Consider the following 14,105-nt stretch of genomic DNA (forward strand, 5'->3'; position numbering starts at 1 on the left):
CCACGCGCCTGTGGCTGCTGGCCTTCCGGGGCCGGGGCGCCGAGGCCCCGGACCACGGGAGGCCGCCGCGGTCGATGACCGGGGGGCGGTGGGGGGTCGCCCGGCCGGGGCGGGGCCCCCGCGGGGGGCGCGCCCCCCCCCTGCGGTGTCGGGGGCGCCCCCCCCCGCGCCCGCCCCTTGCTTTGTCCCGCTCACGTCCTGCCGGAGCTCAGCTCCAGACGTTCCCCTGGTTCTGCGCATGCGCCCCGTGCTGGCCCATGCCGAACTGCGCGGCGAGCCCCTGCCCGATGACCGCGTTCTGCGGCGGCAGCAGCTCGCTGGGCTGCACGAGCGCGAACCCGCTGCCCATGAAGCTCAGCTCCCAGCCCTCACCGGTGTTGCCGCGGCGGCGCCACACACCGGAGGAGTGCGTCTGGGCCTGCATCTGCACGCGCAGACCGGTGGACCAGGCGACGATCGCGTCGGCGTCGCAGTTGACGTACTTGTCCGGTGTGACCTGCATGAGCAGCGGCGCGCCCGAGGTCATCAGGGCGACCTTGCCGCGGCCCGTGATGTTGAGCTGGTACTTGCCCGACCCGGAGATGCCGTACAGGCTGTCCACGGCGATGACCTCGTGGTGCAGCGAGGAGTCCATGGCCAGGACGTAGCTGCTGTCGACGGTCAGGCCGTCCTGCTCCACGTCCATCACGTGCACGTGCTGGGCGAGGTTGGCGAGGTAGACCGTGCCCTGCCCGTGGCAGCGCATCAGGTTGAGACCCTCGCCGGTGTAGGCACGCGCGCGCGCCTGGTTGTTGCTCTGGTACTCGGCGTCGAATTCGACGAGGCCCTGGTAGGCGACCATGGTGCCCTTGCGGGCGAGGATGTCGTCGTGGCCCTCCAGGACGACGCGCAGCATCTGCTTGTTCTGCAGGCTGTAGCGCTCCTGGGTCTGCGAGTCGTTGAAGGCGAAAAGCGGGCTCTGCATGGTGTCTCTGGTCCCCCTCAGCCCCGGATCCGGAGGCGGTCGGTGCTGTCCTCGCTGGGCTGGACGACGACGATGCCCTGGCCGGAGAAGGCCATCTGGTAGGCCTCTCCGCTGCCGCGGCCGATCAGTGACTGCGCCTTGAAGCTGCGCTTGCCCTTCACCTTGAGGTTCGGCGACCAGGCGACGAGCGCGTCGGGGTCGACGTACGTCTCGTCCTCACCGCCGCCGCAGTCGACGACGATCGGCTTGCCCCGGGAGGTCAGGGCCACCCAGCCCTGCCCGGAGATCTTCGTGTTCCACAGTCCCTGCCCGGCGAACTTCGCCAGCCCCTTGACCCGCTCCACGCCCCAGCTGAGGTGCGCGTCGAAGGCGAGCAGGTTCGTGGCGTTGACGGAGATGCCGTCCCCGTTGAGGTTGATCACGACGACGTTCGCCCCATAGTCGGCGAGGTAGAGCAGGCCGTCGCCGGAGCACTTCATCAGGGGCGCGCCCTCGCCGGTGATCCAGTCGCGGGCGATCTGGCGCACGGCCGGCGGGTTCGGCTCGTACTGGACGAAGCCCTCGTAGGCGACCATCGACCCCACGCGCGCGAGGAGATCGTTTCCGGTCTGCATGGCGACCTTCAGCATGTGGTTGCCGTGGTTCTCCATGCGGGCGGTGACGGGTGCGGGGGCGTAGCCCGCGAGCGGCTGGTTCATGACGGGCTCCCTCAGACCTCGTACGGCTGGACGACGATGAAGTTGCCGGGCGCTCCCCGGAACTGGAGGTTGACGCTCTCGCCGGTGTCGCCCGGATAGGCGTTGCGCCGCATCCGGACCTGGCTGGAGACGATCACCTGGGCGGCGGCCGACCAGGCGACCACCGCGTTGCAGTCGGCGAACGTGGTGGGCGTGACCGGCAGGACGACGGGCGTGCCGTGCGTCTTGACGACGATCGTGCCGGTGCCCTGGAACTGCATCGTGAACAGCGCGCCGCCGGGGATGCCGTGGCCTTCGACACGGCGGACCTCGTACTGAAGGCTCTCGTCGAAGGCGAGGACGTTCTCCGCGGAGACGCAGATCGCGTCGCCCTGGAGTTCGACGGGGTGCAGATGGGTGGAGTTCTCTGCGAGGAACACCTGCCCCTGGCCGGTGCAGCGCATCAGCTGCATCTCCTGGCCGGTCGCGCTGCCCACGATCCGGCCGGCGAAGCCCGCTCCCTTGTAGCTGAAGTCGACCTTGCCCTGGTAGAGCACCATGCTGCCCTGGCGGGCGAGAACGGGCTGGCCGCCGATGCCGAGGTCGACACGGATGAGCTTCTTGTTCTGCTGCGTCCAGCGCTGCCCGGTGGGCGTCTCCTTGAACTGCTGGAGCGCGGCGGACACACCGGCACCGCCCTGGGGAGCGCCCTGCGGCACTCCGTAGGAGGCGGTGGGCTGACCCGGGACCTGACCGAAGGGCGGCTGCTGACCGTAGCCCGGAGGCGGGCCCTGCTGACCGTAGCCGGGAGGCGCGGGCGGCTGGCCGTAGCCGGGGGGCGGCGTCGGCGCGTGCGGCGCCTGGGGCTGGGCGTAGCCGGGGGGCATGGGGGCGCTCGGCGGCTGGCCGTAGGCCGGCTGGGGCTGGCCGTAGGGCGCGGGGGCCGGGGCCGGAGGGTGCACCGTGCCACCGGGCGGCGGGGCCAGGGGAGCGATCACCGTTGGCGCGGCGTGCATGTTGGGCGCGGGGGCCGGGGCCGGAGGCGGCGTGGCTCCCGGCGGTGGCGCGAAGCTCTGCGGAGCCGGAGCCGGAGCCGGAGCCGGAGCCGGAGCCGGAGCCGGAGCCGGAACAGGAGCAGGTGCCTGAGCTGGAGCGGGAGCGGGAGCAGGCGCGGGGGCGGCCGGGGCGCCGAACGCGGGCGGGGCGAAGCCCGGAGTCGCACCGGCCTGCGGCTGCTGCGGGGCGGCGGGTGTCTCCTCCTCGACGACCTCACCGCCGAAGTTCTTCAGCAGCGCCTCCAGGCCGCCGTCGAAGCCCTGGCCGACGGCGGCGAACCGCCACACGTCCTTCAGGTAGAAGTCGCCCAGCATCACGGCCCGCTCGGTGGAGAACTCCGAGCCGCTGAAGGAGTACCGGGCCACCTCCTCGCCCCCGGCCACGATGCGGAGGTATCCGGGGTTGATCTGCGACATCTGCCCGGCGCCGTCGACGGTCGCCGTGAACGACAGCTTCCGGATCTGCGGCGGGATCCTGTCCAGCGTGATCCGGAAGGACTCCGTGTCGCCCGCCTGGGCACCCAGCAGCTGAACGGATTCCTCGGGGGACTTCGGCTGGTTGAAGAAGACGAAGTACCGGTCGTCCGAGAGACGTTCGTCGGCGTCGAGGCCGAAGCAGCTGATGTCGAAGGTCAGTCCGGGGGCGGAAATCTGCACGCCTACGTACAGATCCATGCCCGCGGTGAGGTCACTGATCCTGGCCTTGTGGCCGCGTTGGAATTCCCTGGCCATGCGTAACGACCGTCCCCCATCCCGAATGCGAGTGCGTCGCGCCAGGCTAACGGCAAAACCGGACGCTGGACGACGTCGGTACAGACCCGGTACACAACCGTCCTCAACGACGTCGGCGGCTCCGTCCGGGCAGGTCACTCACTACGCATGTCGGACAAATGGGGCAAACGCCCCGCGGCGACCACCCCTTCGAGATAGCCGCGGGCCCGCTCGGTCCGCGGGTACGCCTCCAGCAACCGCCAGAATCGCGGCCCGTGTCCGGGCACCAGCAGGTGCGCGAGCTCGTGGCAGAGCACATAGTCGACGACGTACTCGGGCATGCCCTGCAGCCGGTGCGAGAGCCGGATGCTGCCCTCGGCCGGGGTGCACGAACCCCAGCGAGTGTTCTGGTTGGTGACCCAGCGCACAGAGGCGGGCCGTGCCCGGCCGCCGAAGTACTGCTCCGACAGCCGCTGGGCACGCTCCGCCAGTTCTGTGTCGCCCAGCACCCGCTTGCTCTCCTGGGCTGCCAGCTTGTCGAGCATGACGGTCACCCAGCGCTGCTCCTCCGCCTCGGACATCCGGGCGGGGATGAGCACGACGGTGCGATCGCCCTCGCGGTACGCGGAGACCGTCCGGCGTCGCCGGGCACTCCTGCGAACCTCGATCGCGCTCGCCCCCGAGCCGCTCGGCGGCTGGCTCGTCGTGCTGCGCTGTGGTTTTCCGGCGCGGTGCAGTGGGTCGGCGGGCACGCCCCGACGTTACCCGCTGCACACGGGGGAAGTCCCGGGTCCGGGACGGTTCGATGCCGATCCCCCACCATGCGTCTGATTTGTACGACGAATCCCCACTGCCTGTGGACAACTTTCGGTGCCGAGCCGCGTCGGCGGGCATGCTGGCATTCGTCGGGGAGCACCACCGGTTCTCTGACGAACAGGGATGTTCCGGGACTTTTCCAAGGCTACGGGGGCCTGTTATGCATCCGATGGTGAAGCCCGCGCTCCGGCGCGGCTGGCGCGACCTCAACACCGTGCAGTTCGGAATGACTCCGGCGCACGCGTTGACGCTCGGCCCGATGGACACGGCGACGGGCAGCTTCCTGGACCTGCTCAACGGAACACGCGGACTGCCGCTCCTGCGCGACGAGGGACACCGCATGGATCTGCCGGCCGAGCGCGTCGACGCGCTCGTGGAGCGGCTGTCCCGCGCTGGACTGCTGGACGACGCCCTGGGCGGCGGTCCGGCTGCCGACGCCCTGCGGGAGAGGAAGGACGTCCTCGACCGGTTGCGCCCCGATCTGGCGTCGCTCTCCCTGATCACGTCCGAACCGGGCGGCGCGATCGGCCGCCTCGCGGTCCGCCGTGCCCTGCGTGTGCAGGTCAGAGGCGCGGGCCGGGTCGGCGTCACCCTGGCCGCACTGCTGTCGGCGGCGGGGATCGGCGAGGTCGACGTGCGCGACGTCGGCTGCGTCGAGCCGTGGGACGTCGCGCCGGGCGGACTGCCCGCGGAGTCGATCGGCGAACGCAGGAACGAGGCGGCGCGTCAGGCGGTCCGCAGGGCCGCGCCCGACCGTCCGCCGCGGCGAACCCGATCCGCGGCCCCCGGCACCGGGGACCCGGGCCACTCCCTGGTGATCCTGGCTCCGAGGGACGACGTGGCCGTCCACGCACCGGATCCGGCCTCCGCCGATCCGCTCATGACCACCGGAACGCCCCACCTGTACGCGGGCGTCGTGGAGGGAACCGGCGTCGTCGGGCCCTTCGTCCTGCCGGGCGGGACCGGCTGCGCCGGGTGCCTGCACCAGGACCGAACGGACCGGGATCCGGCCTGGCCCCGCCTGGTCGCCCAGTGGCGCTCCGGCAGGGCACGCCCTCCGGGCCCGTGCGATGTGACGCTGGCGACGACCGTCGCCGGGCTGACCGCCGCACACGCGCTCGCATTCCTCGATGGGGAGTCCCCGACGAGTACGGGCGCCCGCTGGGAGGTCTCTCTGCCGGGCCTGCACTGGCATGCGCGGCCGGTCTGGCCGCACCCCGCATGTCCGTGCGGAGCGGCGGAGAGAGGTAAGGAGAAACACACCTCAACGAACGGGGAGGCACACGAGACAATGGCGGGGCAACGGCCGCCGACGGGGCGAGCACGCAGGGCAGCCCCGGCACGGCCGGATGGGACTTGGAGGGCGCATGTCTGATCTTCCCCGGAAGGCGGTCACCCGTACCGCCAAACTCGCCGCGCTCCCGCTCGGCTTCGCCGGCCGGGCGACCTGGGGGCTGGGCAAGCGGATCGTGGGCGAGTCCGCGGAGATCGTCGGCCGCGAGTTGCAACAACGCACGGCGGAGCAGCTGTTCAAGGTCCTCGGGGAGCTGAAAGGCGGTGCGATGAAGTTCGGGCAGGCCCTGTCCGTCTTCGAGTCGGCGCTGCCCGAGGAGATCGCCGGCCCCTACCGGGCGGCGCTGACGAAGCTCCAGGACGCGGCGCCGCCGATGCCCACGCGCACCGTGCACTCCGTGCTCGCGGAGCGACTGGGAACGGACTGGCGGGATCTGTTCCGGGAATTCGAGGACAAACCGTCCGCGGCAGCCTCGATCGGACAGGTGCACCGAGGTGTGTGGCGCGACGGCCGGGAGGTGGCGGTCAAGGTGCAGTACCCCGGAGCGGGCGAGGCCCTTCTCTCCGACCTGACCCAACTGAGTCGTTTCGCACGCCTGTTGGGCCCGCTCATCCCCGGCATGGACATCAAGCCGCTGATCGCCGAGCTCCGGGACCGCGTCTCCGAGGAGCTGGACTACGGCCTGGAGGCCCAGGCGCAGCAGGTGCACGCGGAGGAGTTCGAGGACGACCCCGACGTCCTGGTCCCGGCGGTGGTCCACCAGTGCGACCAGGTCCTGGTCACGGAGTGGATCGACGGGATCCCCCTGTCGGAGGTCATCGCGGACGGCACGCCGGAGCAGCGCGACCGCGCCGGCCAACTGCTGGCCCGATTCCTCTTCTCGGGTCCGGCCCGCACCGGCCTGCTGCACGCCGACCCCCACCCGGGCAACTTCCGCCTGCTTCCCGGCGGCCCGGACGACGAGGAGGACTGGCGTCTGGGCGTGCTGGACTTCGGCACCGTCGACCGCCTCCCCGGAGGTCTGCCGACACCGATCGGCGACTCCCTGCGCATGGCACTGGAAGGCGAGGCCGAGGAGGTCTACGAGCTGCTGTGCGCCGAGGGCTTCGTCAAGGAGTCCATAGAACTGAACCCGGAAGCGGTGCTCGACTACCTCCTGCCGATCATCGAACCGGCCCAGGTGGACGAGTTCACCTTCACCCGCACCTGGATGCGCAGCCAGGCGGCCCGCATCGCCGACCCCCGCTCCCCCGCCTACCAACTGGGCAAGCAGCTCAATCTGCCGCCCGCGTACCTCCTCATACACCGGGTGACCCTGAGCACCATCGGCGTCCTGTGCCAGCTCGGGGCCACGGTACGGCTGCGCGAGGAACTGGAGGAGTGGCTGCCGGGATTCGTGCCCGAGGAGGACTTGGACGAGGGGGAATCGGCGGCGAAGGCGTGACGACGGGCGGGTCGGCCGGCGGTGCGTCTCACCACCGGTCCGAGTCCAGCCGCCCTTCGATCGCTCTGAGGTTCTCGCGGGCGCACGTGTCGCAGAAGTAGTGACGTACGCCGTTCTCCACGGAGAACGTCCAGGTGGGCTTCGGCTCCTCGGCCCGGGTACCGCATCGGGCGCACACCAGCTCGGGAGGATCCGCGGGCGGGTCGCCGTGGCCACCGTGGTCGCTGTCTCCGGGAAGACTCGTCACCCGGTGACGATAACGCCGTGAGCGGCCGGCCGGCGGGCCGAACGCACCGCGGGGGCCGGTCCGCGCGAACGGACCGGCCCCCGTGGGAAGTCACCGCCTCCCGAGCCCGGGAGGCCACCTCTTCAGGTGTGGTGGGTTACTGCATGACCGCCATGGCCAGCGCGCGCCCGGCGGCCCACCACCCCCCCCCCGGCCCGCGCCGCGAACCCCCGGCGGGGGGCCCGCGCCCCCCCCCGCGCTGCCCCCCCCCCCCCCGGCCCCCCGCGGGGGGCCCGCGCGCGGAGCCGCACGTGTGTGGAAGTACTGCGAGCGGGTCCTGGACGCCGCCGGCGACGAATCCGGTGACGAGGGCAGGGGCGGCGACGGTCAGGGCGACGGGACGGACCACGGCGGTCGCGGGGACCGGGACGACCGTGACGGCCACAGACGCGGTGAGGACGGCCGCCGGCACGACGGCGGCAACGACCACCACCAGGACGGAGGCTTCGTCCTGCCCGTACCGTCGGCCCTCGCCCCGGTGCTGCCCGCCCGGCCGACGAGGGCGCCGGTCCCCTCGCCGAGCTCGACGTACAGCGCGCTCTGACCCGCCACGAACGCCCCTGACCTGCGGCTTTATAAGTCGTAGAAGTTTTTTCACGCTGGGTGTGACGTTTTCGGCCGCTCGGACGCAGTACTGAGTGAGCCGACTGGTCATCGGCCGTAGCACAGAGCCGGGGTTCCCCCCGTACCCACGGCTCGGTGCACCAGGCGCGGGCGGGACACGTTCCCCCGGTCCCGCCCGCGCCCCAATCCCTTCCGGTCTCACCAGTAGACGACGACCTTGTCGCCGTTCCGCACCTGCGCGAACAGATTCGCGATCGCCGCCTCGTCCCGCACGTTCACACAGCCGTGCGAGCCGCCTGCGTAACCGCGCGCCGCGAAGTCGTACGAGTAGTGCACCGCCTGGCCGCCGCTGAAGAACATCGCGTACGGCATGGGGGAGTGATAGAGCGTCGACACATGGTGCCGCGACTTCCAGTAGACGTGGAACACACCCTCACGGGTCGGGGTGTACTGCGCGCCGAAGCGCACCGACATCGTGGAGAGCGTCCGTCCGTCGACCATCCAGCGCAACGTCCGGCTGGTCTTGCTGATGCACAGCACCCGGCCCGTCATACAGCGCGGATCGGGCGCGGCCGCGGGCTGACCGCCCATCAGGTACAGCTCCCAGGTGCCCGGCTCGTGCGTCATGCCCAGCAGCCGCTGCCAGGTGACGGTGTCGGTCCTCCCGGTGCGCGGCAGCCCGCGCTTGCCCTGGAAGCCGCTGACCGCCTTCTCCGTCAGGTCGTCATAGGTCCCGGTCGGCCCGTCGAAGAGCCAGTCGACCTGACGGAGGCGCGCCTGCAGTTCGCGCACGTCCCTGCCGGTGTCGCCGCGGGACCACAGCACGCGGGCGGGCCGCGGGGCGGCGCTCTTCCCGCTCGGTCCGGTGGGGCTGCTCCGTTCGGGCGGGGGGCTGGAACCGGATCCGTGGCCGGGGCCGGCCGGCAGCTCGATGTGCACCGGCGAGCGGTGTTTGCCGTCCGAGGCCGGGGCCTGGACGGTGCAGCCGCAGAGCGCGGCGAGCGCGGCGAGCGCTGCGGCCGAGGCGAGTGCGGCGGTCGTTCTTCCGAGGCTGCCCATGCAGGAGATGCTTCCCAGCGTGACCGCCGCCGAACTACGGGGCATCGTGGGGAGTAATGAACCGTACTGCGGAGGCACACCATGGCGCGTGAGTCGGAGTCCGGACTGCCGATCGACCCGGTCTACGGGCCTGGGGACCTCACGGGCTGGGACCCGGCGGAGAAGCTGGGCGAGCCCGGTGCGTACCCGTTCACCCGGGGGGTGTATCCGACGATGTACACGGGACGCCCCTGGACGATGCGCCAGTACGCCGGCTTCGGCACGGCGACGGAGTCCAACGCCCGGTACAAGCAGCTGATCGCCCACGGCACCACCGGTCTGTCCGTCGCCTTCGACCTGCCCACCCAGATGGGCCACGACTCCGACGCCCCCCTCGCCCACGGCGAGGTCGGCAAGGTCGGTGTGGCCGTCGACTCCATCGACGACATGCGGGTGCTGTTCGGCGGGATCCCGCTCGACAAGGTGTCGACGTCGATGACGATCAACGCACCGGCGGCCCTGCTGCTCCTGCTCTACCAGCTGGTGGCCGAGGAACAGGGGGTGCCGGCGGACCGTCTGACCGGCACGGTCCAGAACGACGTCCTGAAGGAGTACATCGCACGCGGGACGTACATCTTCCCGCCGAAGCCGTCCCTGCGGCTGATCGCGGACATCTTCAAGTACTGCCGGGCCGAGATCCCGAGGTGGAACACGATCTCGATCTCCGGCTACCACATGGCGGAGGCCGGAGCGTCCCCCGCGCAGGAGATCGCCTTCACCCTCGCGGACGGCATCGAGTACGTCCGTACGGCGGTGTCGGCGGGCATGGACGTCGACGACTTCGCGCCCCGCCTGTCCTTCTTCTTCGTCGCCCGTACGACGCTCCTGGAGGAGGTCGCCAAGTTCCGGGCGGCCCGCCGGATCTGGGCGCGGGTGATGCGGGAGGAATTCGGCGCGCGGGACCCGAAATCGCTGATGCTGCGCTTCCACACCCAGACGGCGGGCGTCCAGCTCACGGCCCAGCAGCCGGAGGTGAACCTGGTACGGGTGGCGGTCCAGGCCCTGGCCGCGGTGCTCGGCGGCACCCAGTCCCTGCACACCAACTCCTTCGACGAGGCGATCGCGCTGCCCACGGACAAGAGCGCGCGACTCGCCCTGCGCACCCAGCAGGTGCTGGCCCACGAGACGGACGTGACGGCGACGGTGGACCCGTTCGCGGGCTCGTACGCCGTCGAGCGGATGACGGACGACGTGGAGGCGGCGGCGCTCGATCTGATGCGCAAGGTCGAGGACCTGGGCGGCGCGGTCGCGGCGATCGAGCGCGGCTTCCAGAAGAGCGAGATCGAGCGCAACGCGTACCGCATCTCCCAGGAGACGGACGCGGCCGAACGGGTCGTGGTCGGCGTCAACCGCTTCCAGCTGGACGAGGAGGAGCCGTACGAACCACTCCGCGTGGACCCCGCGATCGAGGCCCGGCAGGCGGAGCGGCTGGCCGCGCTGCGCGCCGGCCGCGACCAGGGGGCCGTGGACTCGGCGCTGGCGGCGCTGAAGAAGGCCGCCGAGGGTGAGGACAACGTGCTGTACCCGATGAAGGAGGCACTGCGCGTACGGGCCACGGTCGGCGAGGTGTGCAACGCGCTGCGGGAGGTGTGGGGCACCTACGTCCCGTCCGACGCCTTCTGACCCGCACCGCGGGAGGGAGTGTCGGACCCGCGTGCGACACTCCCTTCCATGTTCGGCGTCATCGATCTCCCCACCTATCTGGCAGGCCTCGTCCTGATCGTCCTGCTCCCCGGCCCCAACTCCCTGTACGTGCTGTCCGTCGCCGCCCGGCGCGGCATCCGCGCGGGCTACACCGCCGCGGCCGGGGTCTGGTGCGGGGACACCGTCCTGATGACGCTGTCGGCGGCCGGGGTCGCCTCGCTGCTCCAGGCGAACGCCGTGCTGTTCGGGATCGTGAAGTACGCGGGGGCCGGTTATCTGACCTGGCTGGCGGTCGGGATGCTGCGCGCCGCGTGGGGCATGTGGCGGGCACGGCGGGAACAGGCGGCCGAGAGCGACACCCCGGTCCCCGACCCCGGCCACGAGCGTCCCTTCCGGCGCGCCCTGGTCGTCAGCCTCTTCAACCCCAAGGCGATCCTCTTCTTCGTCGCCTTCTTCGTGCAGTTCGTCGACCCGGGCTACGCCTACCCCGCCCTCTCCTTCGTCGTCCTCGGCGCCTTCGCCCAGCTGGCGAGCTTCCTCTACCTGAGCGCCCTGATATTCGGCGGCACCAAGCTGGCGGCCGCCTTCCGGCGCCGCAAGCGGCTGTCGGCGACGGCCACCTCGGCGGCCGGGGCGCTGTTCCTCGGGTTCGCGGTGAAGCTGTCGCTGGCGACCTCGTAGGCCCGTGAGCCGGGCCCGCGGCCCGCAGGGTCGTGCCGTACCGGGCCGGGTACTCCCCGAGGCCCGTCTCCGAGTCGCCCGCCCGGCCGGCGTGACCGTCCGGACGGACCAGGAACGGGCGGGTTCCGTACGGCTGGGGAGCCGGGCCGGGGGCCGTCCGCACCCCTGGGCCCCAGCACTTCGAGGAGGGCCTGGAACCGGTGATCGCGGGCATCACGGCCCGCTACGGAATCCGCTGGGCACGCCCTTCGGGCGGACCCCGCCCGCCGTGCCCGGCGCCGGCGAGCCAGACGGTCATGCCGTGTTCACCCGGACGTCGTCACGCGGTCGCGTCCGGGCGACGGAGCCGTCCAAGGATCGCGGAGATATTTCCGAAGCGAGCACGGGTGTGCACACGTGGCCAATGAACCGACCCTGTCCGTCATCGTCCCCTGCTACAACATCGAGACCTATGTCGCCGACACGGTGACCAGCCTCGTCAACAACGCACGGGACGACTTCGAGTTCATCTTCGTCGAGGACCGGTCCACCAAGGACCGCACCTACGAAGCGCTGCTGACGCTGACGGGGAAACTCGAGAACAGCCGGGTGATCCGGCACGAACAGAACGGCGGACTGGCCACCGCGCGCAACACCGGCATCGACGCGGCCGAGGGCCGGTACCTCACCTTCCTCGACGGCGACGACTGGCTCGCCCCGGGCTATCTGGCCGACCTGGTCGGCTGCATCCAGCGCTTCGACGTCGACTTCGTGCGCACCGACCACGTCCAGGTCACCGGCGTCGAGCGTGCCGTCCACCGGGCCCCGGAGGGGCGCCGGCACACCCCGCTCGACCCGCGCACCTCGATCCTCCCCGTGGACGACACCACGATGGTCGACTACCCCTACGCCTGGGCCGGCGTCTACCACCGCCGACTGCTCGACCGGGGCCTGCTGCGCTTCCACGACGGGCTGCGCACCGCCGAGGACCGCCCCTGGATCTGGGAGCTGCACCGCAGGGCGGACTCCTATGTCGCCGCCAGCCTGCGCGGTGTCTTCTACCGCCGGGGTGTGGCCAGTTCGCTCACCCAGATCGGCGACGTCCGCCAGCTGGACTTCTTCCGTTCCTTCGACCTCGTGCTCAGCGAGCTCGCCGACGACCCGGAGGCGGGCAGGCTGCGCAAGAAGGCGCTGCGCAACTACTGCGTCGTCATCGCCCACCAGCTCCTCGACCGCGGCCGGTTCGAGCGGAGCGTCGCCGCCAGGCTGCGGCAGCTGGCCGCCGAGGCCCTGGGCCGGATGACCGAGGAAGAACTCAACGAGGCCCTCGTCGGCATGGGCGAGGAACGAGTGCACACACTGCGGCGCATACGCGGCGGCATGAAGGGAGTCGCGGCATGAGCGGCAGGACCCAGAACGGTGCGGCCCGGAGTGGTACCGCCCAGAACGGTACGGACCGGGACGGTACGGCCACCGGCGGCACGACCCAGATCTTCTTCTCCGCCACCCAGTACGCGGCAGCCACCGTCACCGCCGCGATCCGCGCCGGACTCTTCGGCCCCCGCGCCGCCCACCGCCGCATCCTGGTCGTCAGCAACACCGCGGCCGTGCCCGAGGTCGGCACCCCGCTCGACCGGATGGCCGGCTTCGAGAAGCTGCGCCCCGAGTTCGACGAGGTGCGCTCCTGGAACGAGTTCATCTCCCCGCACCACCCGGCCGGCTGGTCCCCCCGCGCCCAGGACGCCCTCCTGTGGGAGAAGGCCGTACGCCTCGCCTGGAACCTCGGCGACGGACCCGTCGAGATCGCCTGCGAGTCCATCCAGGCCAACCCCTCCCGCGCGGTCGCCGAGATCTTCGCCGACAGCCCGATCCACGTCTACGCGGACGGCCTCATGAGCTACGGTCCCACCCGCAACCGGATCCCGCACGGCATGAGCAGCCGCATCGCCCGCGTCCTCCACCTGGACCTGATACCCGGGCTGCGCCCAATGCTCCTGTCCGAGTACGGCGTCGAGCCCGAGCCCGTCCCCAACGAGGCCATCGTCGACGTCCTCGCCCGGATCGGTGAGGAGGGCGCCGGCATCCTGGCCGACCGCATCCCCGCCGAAGGCCGCCCCACCGCCGTCCTGCTCGGCCAGTACCTCTCCGCGATCGACCTCATCACCCAGGACGAGGAGGAGGAACTCCACGTCCGTATGCTCCGCGCCGCCGCCCGCGCCGGCCACCGCGGTGTGCTGTTCAAGCCCCACCCCAGCGCACCCGCCGTGTACGGCAGGTCGCTGGAGGAGGCGGCCGCGGAGCTCGGGGTCCGGCTGACCGTCCTGAACGAACCCGTGCTCGCCGAGACCGTCTTCGCCCATCTGCAGCCGGAGCTGGTGATCGGCTGCTTCTCCACCGCGCTGATGACCGCCGCCGCCTTCTACGGCATCCCCGTCGCGCGCGTCGGCACCGGGCTGCTCCTCGAGCGCATCACGCCGTACGAGAACAGCAACCGCGTCCCGCTCACCATCATCGACGCGGCCCTCCCCGACGCGGAGCACGCCACCCTCGGCGTCCCGCTCGAACTCGGCTCCCTCAGCGCCGGGCTGGGACCGCTGGTGCGCACCGTCGGCTACTGCATGCAGTCCCGCAAGCATCCGGGACTGCAGGCCGAGGCGGCCGCCTGGCTCACGGCCCATCTCGCCGAGCACCCGCAGTACTTCAAGAAGCGCCGCCTGACCAGCCTGCGTCTGCCCGGCGGCAGCCCCATCCGGGCCGAGTCCCTGCGCCGTCACCCGGCGGTGCGGCGGGCCGTACGGCAGATCAGGGCGCGGCAGAGCTGACGCACGCGGACCCGAGGCCGGTGGGACACCAAAGTCCCGCCGGCCGCGGGCCGTTCACCGCACGCCGCGG

13 protein-coding genes are annotated in these 14,105 nt (G+C 71.5%); 7 read left to right on the plus strand and 6 right to left on the minus strand.

What is annotated here, in order from left to right; translation table 11 throughout:
* Positions 1–208: 208 nt before the first annotated feature.
* The 4 genes from ACFW2E_RS05000 to ACFW2E_RS05015 all read right to left on the minus strand — a co-directional run bounded on the left by ACFW2E_RS05000 (position 209) and on the right by ACFW2E_RS05015 (position 4,159).
* Positions 209–964 carry an AIM24 family protein gene (locus ACFW2E_RS05000; RefSeq protein WP_361131387.1) on the minus strand — a complete coding sequence of 252 codons (756 nt, stop codon included), beginning with the start codon at positions 962–964 and terminating at the stop codon, positions 209–211.
* Between the two features lie 17 nt (positions 965–981).
* Positions 982–1,662 carry an AIM24 family protein gene (locus ACFW2E_RS05005; protein ID WP_384461506.1) on the minus strand — a complete coding sequence of 227 codons (681 nt, stop codon included), beginning with the start codon at positions 1,660–1,662 and terminating at the stop codon, positions 982–984.
* An 11-nt stretch (positions 1,663–1,673) separates the two neighbouring features.
* Complete coding sequence (locus ACFW2E_RS05010; protein WP_384461509.1) at positions 1,674–3,428, minus strand: TerD family protein; 1,755 nt, start codon at positions 3,426–3,428, stop codon at positions 1,674–1,676.
* Positions 3,429–3,562: 134 nt separating this feature from the next.
* Complete coding sequence (locus tag ACFW2E_RS05015; RefSeq protein ID WP_384461512.1) at positions 3,563–4,159, minus strand: M48 family metallopeptidase; 597 nt, start codon at positions 4,157–4,159, stop codon at positions 3,563–3,565.
* A gap of 224 nt (positions 4,160–4,383) precedes the next feature.
* On the opposite strand from ACFW2E_RS05015, the gene ACFW2E_RS05020 reads away from it, so the two are divergent.
* Together ACFW2E_RS05020 and ACFW2E_RS05025 are read left to right on the plus strand one after the other, a co-directional pair.
* Positions 4,384–5,598, plus strand: a complete 1,215-nt coding sequence (locus tag ACFW2E_RS05020) for a TOMM precursor leader peptide-binding protein (RefSeq protein ID WP_384461516.1) — start codon at positions 4,384–4,386, stop codon at positions 5,596–5,598.
* Positions 5,591–6,961 (plus strand): ABC1 kinase family protein, encoded by a 1,371-nt coding sequence (locus ACFW2E_RS05025; RefSeq protein WP_384461519.1) that lies wholly within the window; start codon positions 5,591–5,593, stop codon positions 6,959–6,961. Before ACFW2E_RS05020 ends, ACFW2E_RS05025 begins: the two co-directional genes overlap by 8 nt.
* A gap of 28 nt (positions 6,962–6,989) precedes the next feature.
* Here ACFW2E_RS05025 and ACFW2E_RS05030 read toward each other — a convergent pair whose 3' ends face one another.
* Positions 6,990–7,208 (minus strand): hypothetical protein, encoded by a 219-nt coding sequence (locus tag ACFW2E_RS05030; RefSeq protein ID WP_384461522.1) that lies wholly within the window; start codon positions 7,206–7,208, stop codon positions 6,990–6,992.
* Between the two features lie 292 nt (positions 7,209–7,500).
* Between ACFW2E_RS05030 and ACFW2E_RS05035 the strand changes: the two genes are divergently transcribed.
* The gene (locus ACFW2E_RS05035) at positions 7,501–7,791 is read left to right on the plus strand and encodes a hypothetical protein (protein WP_384461525.1); all 291 of its coding nucleotides are present in this window, start codon (positions 7,501–7,503) and stop codon (positions 7,789–7,791) included.
* Positions 7,792–8,009: 218 nt separating this feature from the next.
* Here ACFW2E_RS05035 and ACFW2E_RS05040 read toward each other — a convergent pair whose 3' ends face one another.
* A complete protein-coding gene (locus ACFW2E_RS05040) occupies positions 8,010–8,870 on the minus strand; it encodes a L,D-transpeptidase family protein (protein ID WP_384461528.1) in 861 nt (286 codons plus the stop codon).
* 81 nt (positions 8,871–8,951) lie between these two features.
* Here ACFW2E_RS05040 and ACFW2E_RS05045 point away from each other — a divergent pair, with 81 nt between their 5' ends.
* From ACFW2E_RS05045 to ACFW2E_RS05060, 4 genes are all read left to right on the plus strand, one after another.
* Entirely contained in the window at positions 8,952–10,532 is a 1,581-nt protein-coding gene (locus tag ACFW2E_RS05045; RefSeq protein WP_384461531.1) for a methylmalonyl-CoA mutase, read from the plus strand.
* Positions 10,533–10,580: 48 nt separating this feature from the next.
* Complete coding sequence (gene leuE / locus ACFW2E_RS05050; RefSeq protein WP_384461534.1) at positions 10,581–11,234, plus strand: leucine efflux protein LeuE; 654 nt, start codon at positions 10,581–10,583, stop codon at positions 11,232–11,234.
* Positions 11,235–11,630: 396 nt separating this feature from the next.
* Complete coding sequence (locus tag ACFW2E_RS05055) at positions 11,631–12,614, plus strand: glycosyltransferase family 2 protein (RefSeq protein WP_384461537.1); 984 nt, start codon at positions 11,631–11,633, stop codon at positions 12,612–12,614.
* Entirely contained in the window at positions 12,611–14,035 is a 1,425-nt protein-coding gene (locus ACFW2E_RS05060) for a polysialyltransferase family glycosyltransferase (RefSeq protein ID WP_384461540.1), read from the plus strand. Before ACFW2E_RS05055 ends, ACFW2E_RS05060 begins: the two co-directional genes overlap by 4 nt.
* The last annotated feature ends 70 nt before the right edge of the window (positions 14,036–14,105 follow it).

This window comes from Streptomyces sp. NPDC058964, from assembly GCF_042741275.1.
GTDB lineage: Bacteria > Actinomycetota > Actinomycetes > Streptomycetales > Streptomycetaceae > Streptomyces.

What these genes read in the sequence shown, in the direction of transcription:
- leuE (WP_384461534.1), top strand. Translation starts at nt 10,581, where the DNA reads ATGTTCGGCGTCATCGATCTCCCCACCTATCTGGCAGGCCTCGTCCTG.
- ACFW2E_RS05020 (WP_384461516.1), top strand. Translation starts at nt 4,384, where the DNA reads ATGCATCCGATGGTGAAGCCCGCGCTCCGGCGCGGCTGGCGCGACCTC.
- ACFW2E_RS05060 (WP_384461540.1), top strand. Translation starts at nt 12,611, where the DNA reads ATGAGCGGCAGGACCCAGAACGGTGCGGCCCGGAGTGGTACCGCCCAG.
- ACFW2E_RS05000 (WP_361131387.1), bottom strand. Translation starts at nt 964, where the DNA reads ATGCAGAGCCCGCTTTTCGCCTTCAACGACTCGCAGACCCAGGAGCGC.
- ACFW2E_RS05005 (WP_384461506.1), bottom strand. Translation starts at nt 1,662, where the DNA reads ATGAACCAGCCGCTCGCGGGCTACGCCCCCGCACCCGTCACCGCCCGC.
- ACFW2E_RS05040 (WP_384461528.1), bottom strand. Translation starts at nt 8,870, where the DNA reads ATGGGCAGCCTCGGAAGAACGACCGCCGCACTCGCCTCGGCCGCAGCG.
- ACFW2E_RS05025 (WP_384461519.1), top strand. Translation starts at nt 5,591, where the DNA reads ATGTCTGATCTTCCCCGGAAGGCGGTCACCCGTACCGCCAAACTCGCC.
- ACFW2E_RS05045 (WP_384461531.1), top strand. Translation starts at nt 8,952, where the DNA reads ATGGCGCGTGAGTCGGAGTCCGGACTGCCGATCGACCCGGTCTACGGG.
- ACFW2E_RS05010 (WP_384461509.1), bottom strand. Translation starts at nt 3,428, where the DNA reads ATGGCCAGGGAATTCCAACGCGGCCACAAGGCCAGGATCAGTGACCTC.